11 protein-coding genes are annotated in these 12801 nt (G+C 35.2%); 5 read left to right on the top strand and 6 right to left on the bottom strand.

The window, feature by feature from the left end; genetic code table 11:
* Positions 1–79: 79 nt before the first annotated feature.
* Positions 80–754: a DUF2461 domain-containing protein gene (locus tag NBT05_RS14845; protein WP_265770655.1), complete on the bottom strand. Its 675-nt coding sequence runs from the start codon at positions 752–754 to the stop codon at positions 80–82.
* Between the two features lie 231 nt (positions 755–985).
* Between NBT05_RS14845 and epsC the strand changes: the two genes are divergently transcribed.
* Genes epsC through recQ form a run of 3 tightly spaced genes read left to right on the top strand, consistent with a single transcriptional unit; the run spans position 986 to position 4802 of the window.
* Positions 986–1777 carry a serine O-acetyltransferase EpsC gene (gene epsC / locus NBT05_RS14850; protein ID WP_265770656.1) on the top strand — a complete coding sequence of 264 codons (792 nt, stop codon included), beginning with the start codon at positions 986–988 and terminating at the stop codon, positions 1775–1777.
* Positions 1777–2661, top strand: coding sequence for a cysteine synthase CysM (gene cysM, locus NBT05_RS14855; RefSeq protein ID WP_265770657.1), 885 nt, complete (start codon positions 1777–1779; stop codon positions 2659–2661). The genes epsC and cysM overlap by 1 nt, the downstream gene beginning before the upstream one ends.
* A gap of 20 nt (positions 2662–2681) precedes the next feature.
* Positions 2682–4802 (top strand): DNA helicase RecQ, encoded by a 2121-nt coding sequence (recQ, locus tag NBT05_RS14860; RefSeq protein ID WP_265770659.1) that lies wholly within the window; start codon positions 2682–2684, stop codon positions 4800–4802.
* On the opposite strand, the gene NBT05_RS14865 is transcribed toward recQ, so the two are convergent.
* Positions 4799–5443, bottom strand: a complete 645-nt coding sequence (locus NBT05_RS14865; RefSeq protein ID WP_265770660.1) for an MOSC domain-containing protein — start codon at positions 5441–5443, stop codon at positions 4799–4801. The genes recQ and NBT05_RS14865 overlap by 4 nt on opposite strands.
* Complete coding sequence (truA, locus tag NBT05_RS14870) at positions 5433–6236, bottom strand: tRNA pseudouridine(38-40) synthase TruA (RefSeq protein ID WP_265770661.1); 804 nt, start codon at positions 6234–6236, stop codon at positions 5433–5435. The genes NBT05_RS14865 and truA overlap by 11 nt, the downstream gene beginning before the upstream one ends.
* 261 nt (positions 6237–6497) lie before the next feature.
* Here truA and NBT05_RS14875 point away from each other — a divergent pair, with 261 nt between their 5' ends.
* Positions 6498–6875 carry a LysM peptidoglycan-binding domain-containing protein gene (locus NBT05_RS14875; protein ID WP_265770662.1) on the top strand — a complete coding sequence of 126 codons (378 nt, stop codon included), beginning with the start codon at positions 6498–6500 and terminating at the stop codon, positions 6873–6875.
* Between the two features lie 552 nt (positions 6876–7427).
* On the opposite strand, the gene cmk is transcribed toward NBT05_RS14875, so the two are convergent.
* From cmk to lon, 3 genes are all read right to left on the bottom strand, one after another.
* The gene (gene cmk, locus NBT05_RS14880; RefSeq protein WP_265770663.1) at positions 7428–8132 is read right to left on the bottom strand and encodes a (d)CMP kinase; all 705 of its coding nucleotides are present in this window, start codon (positions 8130–8132) and stop codon (positions 7428–7430) included.
* Complete coding sequence (gene porQ, locus NBT05_RS14885) at positions 8133–9152, bottom strand: type IX secretion system protein PorQ (RefSeq protein WP_265770664.1); 1020 nt, start codon at positions 9150–9152, stop codon at positions 8133–8135.
* A 159-nt stretch (positions 9153–9311) separates the two neighbouring features.
* Positions 9312–11765 (bottom strand): endopeptidase La, encoded by a 2454-nt coding sequence (lon, locus tag NBT05_RS14890; RefSeq protein WP_265770665.1) that lies wholly within the window; start codon positions 11763–11765, stop codon positions 9312–9314.
* Between the two features lie 239 nt (positions 11766–12004).
* Between lon and NBT05_RS14895 the strand changes: the two genes are divergently transcribed.
* Positions 12005–12739, top strand: coding sequence for a head GIN domain-containing protein (locus NBT05_RS14895; protein ID WP_265770666.1), 735 nt, complete (start codon positions 12005–12007; stop codon positions 12737–12739).
* Positions 12740–12801: the final 62 nt, after the last annotated feature.

A 12801-nucleotide genomic window follows, 5' to 3' on the forward strand; every position in this document is an offset into this window, starting at 1 on the left:
AAGAAACTCCAAAGGATTATTCTAATTAGAATTCTCTTTTGGAGTTTTCTGTTTTTAGTATAGAAGAATCAGTTTTAAATTAAAGCAGAGATTCTCCGTTAAGGTCTGTGGTTAGCACATCACTCATGTAGTCAAAAAACGGTCGTAATAGTTGGTAGTCCGAAATTAACTGATCTAAAAAATCTGCATTTGTAACTTCCTCATCCGTATAGGATTTAGTTACAAAAAATGCTTTTTTTCTGATTAAGTCAATTGCGGGATGTTCTTTAGAAAAACCTTTGGGTGCCGTTTTTACTTCATGTTCTGTATTAAATCCACCAAAAGCCTTTTTAAATTTTTTATCATTCAAAATTGCTCGAATTTCCTGATCGTCCATTTCAAATTCTTTTCTGATTCGTAGTAAGTCTGCTGGTTCCGGATTAAAAAAACCACCACCCATTAAAGAATTTCCAGGTTCGATACGCAAATAATAACCTCCGCGTAGTTGTGCTCCTGCCCTACTAAAACTGGCACTACGATGCACATTATAAGGTGTTTTATTTTTACTAAAACGTACATCACGGTTGATTCTAAAAATTTTTAGTTTTTCAATCGTATCACTTTTATTTAAAGCTTCTTCAACTTGCTGACAAAGGGTTTTAAATATTTTTTCATTTTCCTGATACCGTGGTTTATAAAGTTGCATCCACTCCCGGGTATTGTTTTCTTTTAAATCTTTTAGGAATTCCAGGTTGGATAGCGCTACAGATGTCATACGTTATTTTATCCGAAGGTACTTAAATTTCTAAAAAATGAAAAGAATTGCCTGTAACCTTCAATACCTTTAAAATTGTAAAATACTTATATGATGTAAGCTTTAGAAAACACATATAACCAATTTATTGTTTAGATATAGGCAATTTAGCTGAAGCTCAACCTATATTATCTATAATTTATCTATTTTTACCAGTAGTTTGACCAATAAAGCTCCTACTCTATAGAAATCATGGCAAAAAAAATACAGGAAATTATCAGGGAAATAGAACTTCAAAAGAAAAACCCAAACCTAAAACTAGTTCTAAAAGAAAAGACAGAAGTTTTTACCAGTCTTCTTTTCTATACGCTATTTGATTCTGAAACCGAAGTTGAAAAGAATATTGCCCTTTTAGAAGAAATTTTTGAAGAACTGGTAGACCTGGCCTGTTGGGAAAGTGATAAACCTTGTGCAAAAGTATGGGAGTCCTATCTTATTCAACTACCTACAATTTTAAAAAAATTGACAAAAGATGCCAATGCTTTTATAAACAGTGATCCTTCAGCAAATTCTATTGAAGAAATTTACCTGGCATATCCCGGATTTTATGCTATTGCCATCTACCGGCTCGCTCATGAACTATTAAAGTTCGGGTTACCCTTAGTTCCCCGGCTTATGACAGAATATGCACATCGCTTAAGTGGTGCTGATATTAATCCCGGGGCGGAGATCGGAGAATCCTTTTTTATAGATCACGCTACAGGTATTGTTATTGGAGAGACTGCAATTATAAAAGATAATGTAAAAATATACCAGGGAGTTACCCTTGGCGGACTTTACGTAGATCGAAAATTACGTAGTGTAAAGAGACATCCCACCGTAGAAAGTAATGTTACTATTTATGCAAATGCCACCATCTTAGGAGGTTCCACGGTTATCGGTGAAAATTGTACGGTGGGCGGAAATGCCTGGATTACCAGTTCGGTACCTGCAAATTCTATTATTTCTTATACTACTGAAGTTAAAATCAAAAAGGTAATTTAATGCCATACGAACTAGTCGAACTCATAGGCAATACCCCTTTAGTCGAGGCAAAAACGCTACTATCCAATCCTAATATTAAGCTGTATTTAAAACTGGAAGGACATAATCCGGGAGGAAGTGTTAAGGACCGGGCAGCTTATAATATGATCAAGTCTGGTCTGGAACGAGGGGATATTAATCAGGATTCTAAATTAATTGAAGCCACTAGTGGAAATACGGGTATTGCTCTAGCTATGATTGCCGGGGTATTTAAAATAAACATAGAATTGGTCATGCCTGAAAATGCCACTATCGAAAGGGTAAAAACCATGCGGGCTTACGGAGCTAAAGTTACTTTGACTTCTAAAAATAAAGGTATTGAAGGGGCAAGAGATTATGCACAGGATAAAGTAGATCAAGAAGGATATATCATGCTAAATCAGTTCGCCAATGACGATAACTGGAGAGCACATTATAAAACCACAGGGCCGGAAATCTGGAGAGATACCGATCATAAAATCACTCATTTTGTATCTTCAATGGGAACCACAGGTACCATCATGGGTACTTCTACTTATTTAAAAGAACAATCTGAAGCCATTCAAATTGTAGGCGTTCAACCTACAGATGAAGCCAGTATCCCGGGGATTCGAAAATGGCCGGAAGCTTATTTGCCAAAAATTTTTAACCCTAAAAAAGTAGATCAGGTAATTGAAGTAAACGAAGAAGAAGCCATCGCTATGGCAAAAAGACTGGCTCGAGATGAAGGTATATTTTCAGGTATGAGCAGTGGCGGTGCCGTTACAGCAGCTTTAAAACTAGCAGAAAAATTGGATTCCGGTGTACTAGTTGCCATTGTTTGTGACCGGGGAGACCGCTATCTAAGTTCGGATATTTTTAATTAACTAGAGATTTAGTTAGAGCAATGATTACAGAAAAGGAAAAGCTCTCCACCTTAAAAGAATATTTTGGTTACGACCAGTTCAGGCCATTACAAAGTGAAATCATCCAGGGTATATTTGATAAAAAAGATCAGATGGTAGTCATGCCTACCGGAGGAGGTAAATCTTTATGTTATCAACTACCTGCACTACTTTTACCTGGAACTACCCTTGTGATCTCGCCACTCATTGCCTTGATGAAAGACCAGGTAGACGGTTTAAAAGCTAACGGCGTAGAAGCAGCTTATTTAAATAGTAGTCAATCCCAAACAGAACATCAATCAATTTTTAACGAGTTACTTGCCAAGAACACAAAGTTATTATATATAGCTCCCGAAAGTTTATCGGTAATTGATACCGTTATATCACAATTAGAAATTTCAATGATTGCTATTGATGAGGCGCATTGTATTTCGGCCTGGGGACATGATTTCAGACCAGCATATACACAACTAGGTTACTTAAAGAATAAATTTCCGGAAGTACCAATCGTAGCGTTAACCGCAACTGCAGATAAAGCTACCCGTACGGATATTTGCCAGCAACTGAACATTCCGCATGCAGAACTTTTCCTTGCTTCTTTTAACCGAAAAAACCTTTTTTTGGAAGTTCGCCCCGGTATCAAGCGGGTTGAACAAATTTTAAATTTTATCAATTCAAAACCTGAGGAAAGTGGGATCATCTATTGCTTAAGTCGGAAGAATACGGAGATGCTACGGGATAAGTTAAAGGCAAAAGGATTTTTAGCTGAAGCCTATCACGCCGGGTTACCACATGACAGACGGGAAAAAGTACAGGAAGATTTTATTAACGACCGGATCGCTATTGTTTGTGCTACCATTGCCTTTGGGATGGGGATTGATAAATCTAATGTCCGCTGGGTGATTCATTATAACTTACCTAAAAACATGGAAGGCTATTACCAGGAAATCGGTCGGGCTGGTAGGGATGGGCTTCCTTCTGCTACCTTACTCTTTCATAGTTATGCAGATGTTGTACAGTTACAGAGGTTTGCAGACATGTCCGGAAACCAGGAGGTGCAATTAGCCAAACTAGAACGGATGAAGCAGTATGCAGAATCTTTAAGTTGCCGCAGGAAAATTTTACTTAGCTATTTTGGGGAACATATCGAGAAAGATTGTGGACATTGCGATGTTTGTAAAAATCCACCTGAATTTATTGACGGAACTATAGTAGCACAAAAAGCATTATCCTGTATTATACGCTTAGGAGAAGAAGAACCCATCGGGACGCTTATTGATGTATTACGAGGGGCACAGAATGCTACGGTACTGGATAATAACTACCAGCAGTTAAAAACCTACGGAATTGGCAGGGATCTTTCCTGGCAGGATTGGCAACAATACATCATTCAGTTAATTAATCAGGGATTTGTTGAAATTGCTTTTCATCTCAATAATAAACTTAAGATTACACCTAGAGCCAAAAAAGTATTATTTGAAGGAGAAAAAGTACGTCTTGCTAATTTAAAAGCTATTGAAAAGCAAAAAGAAACGCTAAAGAAAGCAGCAAAAACAATTCAAGAAGATACCTTATTCCAAAGACTACGAAAACTACGATTATCTATTGCACAAAAAAACGACATTCCTGCCTATCAGATCTTTAGTGATGCTACTTTAAAAGATATAGAGAAATCCAGGCCGTTAACAGACGATGAATTTTTACAGGTAAATGGTGTTGGTCGAGCTAAAATGCAAAAATACGGGCATCAATTTATCAAAGAGATTTTAGCCTTTTCTTCAGAAAAAAGAACTAAAACTAAAAAGAGGCTTGCTAGTGGTGATTCTTATAAACTAACCCTCGACCTTTTAAATCAAGGAAAAACTCCAGAAGAAATCAGTACAGAACGAGGATTAGCGTTGAGTACTATTTACGGACATCTCTTTAAATTATCAGAAGCTGGTCACAAACTTGACTTAACTGCTTTTATTGATGCTTCTTCCTTAAAAGCTATTGAAAAAGCCAGGGAAGAACTAAAAAATCCGGATAAACTTAAAGTATATTTTGATTATTTTGAAGAAACAATGGATTATAATACTATACGTATGGCTCTGATTGTTTTAGATCAAAAAGAAACTAATTAAGTTAAAATCTTCAGTCGGTTTTGTAAGTTTTCTCTATTATGACCGGTTAATAAAGTTTCGCCTAGCGCATTCTCCAGATCTTCTTTTAGAACCTCAGGAAAAAAGAATAATTTATACAACTCTGCAATACTTAGAGGGCTGTTCCCACCTTCTAGTAGCTGCATGGTATCCCCTTTTATAACTGCTCCCGGTTCTATAACTTTCAGGTAACTTCCGCAGAAAGTTTTATTTAGAAACTGCTTTAAAACTTTTTGTGTACCAAAACGGATTCCTAGTTTGAAGCAAGGCTCACGAGGTTGGGTGATTTGAACTTTAGCCTGTCCCAGTTGATAAATATCACCAAGAAATAGGTTTTCTTCTTTTAACCCTTCTAAGGTAATATTCTCTCCAAACATACCGTAGTTCCACTCCAGATACGGATAAAGACCTTGCCAATATGCGTAGTGATCTGCGCTATAAAGATAACAAGCTTTATCTACTCCCCCATGATACCTACGATCAATTACCGAATCACCAGCTACATCTTCTTTATCCAGATATATCTCTTTATCAACCGGATATTTATAAATACCGGTTGTAACTTCTTTAGCTTTCCAGGAAACTGTGGTAGGACTACCAATATTTACGGATTTAACTTTCATCTTCTGAACTAATTAGTGTAATTCGATTTAAAATAAGACCCGAACCGGGTACAATATGTTCTAAGATAATTTCTTCTTCGGATGTATCCAAAGTTTTACGGATAAAAGTTTCATCCCTTTTACCTTTTCCTACATCAATTAAAGCTCCCATCATTAACCGAATCTGATTACGTTTAAAACCGGTTCCTACGATCTTCAGCAAATAACTTTTCTCCGGAAAAAAATTGGCAATATATTCGGTATTTTCCATTATTCTACAATAATCAATGGTTCCGGTAAGTACGGTTTTAGGATTCGGACGATGACAATAAGATCTGAAATTATGAGTGCCTTCAAAGAGCCGGGCACATTTTTTCATCGCTTCAATATTCAATTCCTCCGGTATATTGTACATAAAAGGTGCTGCAAACGGGTGCATTTTAGTTCCAAACGTAAACAGATAGATATATTCCTTTTGTTTGGGATGCTGAATTATATTGAAGTTTTTATCCACTTCTTCTATTGATAAAGCTTTAATATCCTGCGGTAAATTCTGATTAAATTCTGATAAAAAAGAAGCAGTCTCAATAGGCTGATGATCCAAAAATAGTTCGATAAATGCTTCATTTGCAGAAACCTTTGCATCGGTTCTTCCGGCAGCCAATACTTTAAAATTTTTATGCTGTAATACATAAGCAAGTGTACGTTCTACCATACGCTGTACTGTATTTACTTCGGGTTGTTTCTGCCATCCATGAAACCGAAAACCCAGATATTGTACTTTGATTAAATAGTAATAACGTTGTCTAAACACCTACATAAGTTTAACCCGAAGATATAAATCCTACTCGCAAAATTCATAATTTTATTTTGTTATTCTTATAATATAAAAGGTAGTTGTATGAAGAGGTTGTAGTAACCTTTTCTATGTTTTTTAGCTAAAATTTCAGAGTTTTATCAATCGTTAAAGATCAATTTTAACATATTGGCATTAAATTAACGCTTGCAATTTTAGTTTTATAGTTCATACTTTTATATTTGAGAATATCGAATACTAACTAAAATTAATTAAATCATGGTAAAAGACAAGTACCAACCCGTTTTGGAGTTGGGTGAGAAATTAAATATTAAAGACGGAGATGTAAAGGTGGAAGGGGATAAATTAGAAGTACGTGGTACAGCTAAAACCCAATATGATAAAGATTTGCTTTGGGATAAGATTAAACAGATCGGGGGCGAAAATCCTGATGATATTATGGCAGATATTAAAGTGGAAGATACTTCTGTCTACACACATCATACGGTTGAAAAAGGAGAGTCTTTAAGTAAAATTGCTAAGCATTACTATAAAGATCCAATGAAATACAACAAAATTTTTGAAGCTAATAAAGATAAACTGGACAATCCTGATGTAATCCATCCGGGACAGGAATTAGTAATTCCAAATTTATAATCCGAAGAAAGAAGTTCAATTCTGACTGGTGTTTAAATTTACACCTGTGAATTGATGAGAGTATCGTAAAAGATACTTTATTTTTAGATGGAAATTAAACCCCAAAGGTTTTAGAAACCTTTGGGGTTTTGTTCGTTTTAAATAGCAACCTACTATCTTTCCCTATAGTGAACTTATCAAAAAATAACATACTTCAACCGAAAGTTTATAGTATTTAGGTGGATGTATAAAAAATGCTTCTAAGTGGTAAGAGTATTATAAAAAATGCTTTAGCTTTTAATTGAAATCAGACCCCAAAGGTTTTGGGAACCTTTGAGGTCTTGTCGTATTCTATAGCAATCTACTATTGTTTTCGGTAGTAAATTTATCTGAAAAATCAACTCGACTTAATCGGAGGTTTACGGCATGCTAGTTAGATGCGCTAAATAAACTTCTAGATAGCAAGGGTATGGTAGAAACACCTTTAATCTTGGTTAGATCAGGTGTACCAAAGGTTTTAGAAACCTTTGGGGTCTCGTTTGTTCTGTATGAAGATTTGCTTTTAGTTTAAAATCATCCTGAAATTTCAGTAATTTTTTCTTTTGCTAGTTGTAGGATACATTGAAATTGCTCTTCAAGGGACATAGATGAATTATCAATTTCTATAGCATCTTTAGCTTTTTGTAAGGGAGAGTCTTTACGGGTACTATCAATATGATCTCTTTGTTTTACATTTTCCAGCACATCTTTATATTCAACTACATCTCCTCGTTCTTTCATTTCTTTAAATCGACGTTGGGCACGATCTTCAGGGGTTGCAGTCATAAAAATTTTAAGTTCGGCGTCCGGAAAAACTACCGTACCAATATCCCTACCGTCCATAACTACCCCTCGTTCTTTGCCCATTTCCTTTTGTAAAGCCACTAATTTTTTTCGGACGGCACTTATAGCAGCGACCTGGCTGACATGTTGTGATACTTCCAGTTTTCTTATATATTTTTCTACATTCTCATCATTTAAAAGAATATCAGCTAAGCCAATAGAAGGATTTATTTCAAAACGAATACGAATTGAGACCAAGGCTTGTTCAAGAGCTTCCTGATCAAAACTATTTTGCGAAATCCAATTTTGACGCATCGTATAAAGGGTTACCGCTCGATACATGGCACCAGTATCGACATAAATATACTCGAGTTTTTTGGCTAATTGTTTTGCTACCGTACTTTTACCTGTAGAAGAATATCCGTCAATGGCAACAACAATTTTTTTTTCTTTCAACTATAATAAATTTACATTAATACCAAAGGTACTGGAAGCAGCAGCGTTATTATAACGTGCATAAGAATAAGCAAATTTAAATTTACCTAATTTAAGAGAAAGTCCTGCGCTCAAACCGGCAAAAGATCGTTGATCTATAATCTTTAGTTCTTCAGATCTTCTGAAGTTATACCCTGCCCTAATGGTAAAATTATTCTCAGGAAAAAATTCTAAGCCTAAAACTACATGGCGTAAAGCATTATTTATAAAACCGGGATCGTCTCTGTCAATATTTCCTTCCAGATCAGTAATATCTCTGTTTGGGTTATTAAAAGCGATATCCCAGGTCTGTAAATTTTCTAAAGTAAAATTCCATCGAATCGGAACATTTTCTAAAGTTTTTGCAAAACCTAAATCCACCGCTAATGGTAAATCTTCGCGTACGGAATCATATGTGGTAAATTGTGTACCAGCATTACGTATGGCAAGTCCTACATCAAATTTTGAGGTTTCATTATGATACATAAATCCGACGTCCAAAGCACCTCCAATAGAAGTGTATTGCTCTAATTTTGAAGATATAAACTTCAAATTAGCTCCCGTATAAAAATCTGAATTAGGAATACGATATGCATATCCAAAAGAGATAGCTGCTTCATTTGCACCAAAATCGCTGGTAGGGTTTCCAACTTCATCAAAACCACTGAACGTACCATAATTGATATAAGTAACCCCAGCATGTAACATTAGATTTTTAGCTCCAAAACTTTTAGCATACGCAACTGATCCGTAATTGACATCTGCAATATAATTGACGTAATTTACTGCCAACTGATTATCCATTAATTCATTGATCGTTGCGGGATTTTGTAAAGCAGAACTAGGGTCTGCGTTAAATCCTGTTACATATTTACCTCCTAGGGCGGATTGATGCGGTGATGAAACAAGGTTTAAAAATTGATAGGTATACCTGCCTCCTATTTGTGAAGTTGCTTTAAAAACAAATAATAAAAATAGAATAAGTAAACACCTACGCATCATAGAGAACAAAAATAACAGAAACTCTATGTTAAACGTTATTTCTTCTTAAAAATTTTAAGAAGAAATAACGTTAACTCTTTAAAATAGAAACGGAACTATCCTTTTATCTGTATTACGTAGAAGTATTCAAATCGTAAATCTAAATATGATAACAATAAGCTACGATAATTTTTTAGCATTTTTCACTTTAGTTTTTGTAAGTGCAATAGACAAAACATCACTCATTTCTTTTACATAATGAAAGGTTAAACCTTTTAAATAATCCTGATTGATCTCTTCGATATCTCTTTTATTATCTTCACACAATAAAATTTCATTAATATGTGCGCGTTTTGCAGCTAATATTTTTTCTTTAATACCTCCTACCGGAAGCACTTTTCCACGCAACGTAATTTCTCCGGTCATTGCCAAACTCTTTTTTACTTTTCGTTGCGTAAATAGGGAAACTAAAGAAGTTAACATAGTAATACCTGCGCTAGGTCCGTCTTTAGGTGTAGCTCCCTCCGGAACGTGAATATGAACATTATACTTTTCAAAAATCTCAGGTTTAATTCCCAGTTCTTCTGAATTTGCCTTAATGTATTCCATAGCAATGGTTGCAGATTCTTTCATTACCTTTCCCAGATTTCCGGTTATGCTTAAATTACCTTTTCCCTTCGATAAAATAGATTCGATATAGAGAATATCACCACCTACACTAGTCCAGGCTAGTCCTGTCACTACGCCAGCGACTTCATTATTTTCGTATTTGTCCCGTTCTAACCGGGGAATGCCTAATATTTCCACTACATCTTTATCTGATATTTTAATGTTGTAGTCTTCTTCCATAGCAATATTCTTCGCGGCATAACGAACCATTTTAGCAATTTGTTTCTCTAGGCCTCTTACCCCAGATTCTCTTGTATAGCCTTCAACAATTTTCTCTAATTGTTTTTTACCTACTTTTAGGTGAACTGATTCTAATCCGTGTTCTTTTAATTGCTTGGGTAGTAAATGTTGTTTAGCTATCTCTACTTTCTCTTCTATCGTATATCCGGTGACTGGTATAATTTCCATACGATCCCGTAAAGCAGGTTGGATAGTATTCATACTATTAGAAGTGGCGATAAACATGACCTTAGATAAATCAAACCCCATTTCCAGAAAATTATCATGGAACTCAGAATTTTGTTCAGGATCCAGAACTTCCAATAACGCCGAAGAAGGATCCCCTTGTGATCCGGTTGCTAATTTATCAATTTCATCCAGAACAAAAACAGGGTTGCTGGTTCCGGCTTTTTTAAGACTCTGAATAATACGACCTGGCATGGCGCCAATATAGGTTTTACGATGTCCTCTTATTTCAGCTTCATCCCGAAGTCCGCCTAAAGAAATTCTAACATATTCTCTACCCAAAGCTTCTGCAACGGATTTTCCAAGAGAGGTTTTCCCTACTCCTGGAGGTCCAAATAGACAAAGTATCGGAGACTTCATATCGTTGCGAAGTTTTAATACTGCCAAATATTCAATAATCCGTTTTTTAACCTCATCCAGACCATAATGACCACGGTCCAATATTTTTTTTGCCCGTTTTAAATCAAATTTATCTTTACTAAACTTGTTCCAGGGCAAGTCCAGGAAAAGATCCAGGTAATTTCGTTGTATAGAATATTCAGCAACCTGTGGGTTCATTCTTCTAAGCTTGGACAACTCTTTATCAAAATGTTTCTTTACGGATTCATCCCATTTTTTTTCTTTTCCGCGTTGTACCATTTCTTCAATCTCATCTTCATGTGAAACCCCGCCCAGTTCTTCCTGAATGGTTTTCATTTGTTGATGCAAAAAATACTCGCGTTGCTGCTGACTCATGTCATTTTGCACTTTACTTTGAATGTCATTGCGAAGTTCTAGCTTCTGAAATTCAACATTCATAAACTTTAAAGCTTCTAATGCGCGTTCTTTTAACTTATTAATTTCTAAAATCTTCTGTTTTTCAGTGACCGAAAGATTTAAGTTAGAAGAGACAAAATTGATTAGAAACGAACTGCTTTCTATGTTCTTTATCGCAAACGAAGCTTCTGAAGGAATGTTAGGACTTTCCTTAATTATTTGTAAAGCAAGGTCTTTTATAGACTCAATAATCGTTAAAAATTCCTTATTATTTTTAGCCGGACGTTTTTCAGGAACTTCAGTGATCCTAGCCTTAAAATATGGTTTTTCTTCTATAAATTCTTCAATACGAAATCTTTTCTTTCCTTGTAAAATAACCGTAGTATTACCATCGGGCATTTTTAAGACTCTTAAAATTTTAGCTACTACTCCAGTTTTATTAATATCGTCAGCAGTAGGGTCTTCAATATCTTCTGCTTTTTGCGAAACTACCCCAACTACTTTTTCGTTTTGATTTGCATCGTTTAATAATTGTATTGAGGTATCTCTTCCTGCAGTAATAGGAATAACAACACCAGGAAATAATACAGTGTTTTTCAGAGGTAAAATGGATATGATTTCAGGTAAATCTTCCCTTGCAATTTCTTCTTCATCTTCTGAAGTCATTAAAGGTATTAGTTCTGCATCCTGATCAATCCCTTCTAATGACAGACTGTCAATAGTATGTATTTTGGTTTTTTTCATATATATGGTTAGCTAGCCATATTGTCATTTAGACTTATAAGTTTTAAACTTTTAACTTATTAGTAATCAACAATTGGCCAATATCAATTATTTTTATCAAGTAACTAGATTACTTCCTTTTTATATTTCAATTGTTATGCCATGTTCTAAAGTATTTTATAAATGTATGTAACAAAAATATCAAATGTTCGTCATCTTAGTACATCTTAATAATTTACTAATCAATTAAAACAAACAACATGAAAAAACAAATTTTTCTTACTTTATTAGTCAGTATTTTTACTTTAGGTGCCCAGGCACAATGGAGGGGAAGTAAAAATAAAATTAAAGGTAATAACAACAAAGTAACTATAGACAGAAAAACTTCAGATTACGATAAAATACATTTAAAAGGGAGTTGGGATGTTAAACTAATAAAAGGTACTGAGGGAAACCTGACTATTACCGGAGAAAGTAATTTATTAGAGTATATTGTAACGGAAGTAGAAGGTGACAAATTAATCATTCACAGTAAAAACGGATATTCATTAAGCACCTCATTTGGTGAAACTATTGTAGTTAGTGTTCCGTTTTCTGACCTAGATGGTATATATCTATCTGGTTCTGGTGATATTGAGGGAGAAGACACAGTTATAGCGGATGATTTGGATATTGTAGTTTCAGGCTCAGGAGATATTGCTATTAACTTACAAGCAACTAATTTGAAAAGTAAAGTTACGGGAAGCGGTGACGTTCTTTTAAAAGGAGAAGCTACTGCTTTTGAGTGTAGTGTTACGGGATCGGGTGATATATCTGCCTATGGGGTAACTGCCAAAAATGTAGAAGCCTCTGTTACTGGTTCTGGTGACATTGCTGTAACTGCAACCGAATCTATAAAAGGAAGAGTAACCGGATCCGGTGATATCGACTTTAAAGGAAACCCAATTACTAAAGACACAAAAGTATTAGGTTCTGGCGATATTACTGCTAATTAATAGTAGTATATACGTACGTTGCAATACACCTAATTAAACATCCTGCTTGGGTATACCGGGCA

The sequence above is a fragment of the Aquimarina sp. ERC-38 genome (assembly GCF_026222555.1).
Taxonomy (GTDB): Bacteria; Bacteroidota; Bacteroidia; order Flavobacteriales; family Flavobacteriaceae; genus Aquimarina.

What these genes read in the sequence shown, in the direction of transcription:
- lon (WP_265770665.1), bottom strand. Translation starts at nt 11,765, where the DNA reads ATGAAAAAAACCAAAATACATACTATTGACAGTCTGTCATTAGAAGGG.
- porQ (WP_265770664.1), bottom strand. Translation starts at nt 9,152, where the DNA reads ATGATGCGTAGGTGTTTACTTATTCTATTTTTATTATTTGTTTTTAAA.
- NBT05_RS14865 (WP_265770660.1), bottom strand. Translation starts at nt 5,443, where the DNA reads ATGAAAGTTAAATCCGTAAATATTGGTAGTCCTACCACAGTTTCCTGG.
- recQ (WP_265770659.1), top strand. Translation starts at nt 2,682, where the DNA reads ATGATTACAGAAAAGGAAAAGCTCTCCACCTTAAAAGAATATTTTGGT.
- NBT05_RS14845 (WP_265770655.1), bottom strand. Translation starts at nt 754, where the DNA reads ATGACATCTGTAGCGCTATCCAACCTGGAATTCCTAAAAGATTTAAAA.
- cysM (WP_265770657.1), top strand. Translation starts at nt 1,777, where the DNA reads ATGCCATACGAACTAGTCGAACTCATAGGCAATACCCCTTTAGTCGAG.
- NBT05_RS14895 (WP_265770666.1), top strand. Translation starts at nt 12,005, where the DNA reads ATGAAAAAACAAATTTTTCTTACTTTATTAGTCAGTATTTTTACTTTA.
- epsC (WP_265770656.1), top strand. Translation starts at nt 986, where the DNA reads ATGGCAAAAAAAATACAGGAAATTATCAGGGAAATAGAACTTCAAAAG.
- NBT05_RS14875 (WP_265770662.1), top strand. Translation starts at nt 6,498, where the DNA reads ATGGTAAAAGACAAGTACCAACCCGTTTTGGAGTTGGGTGAGAAATTA.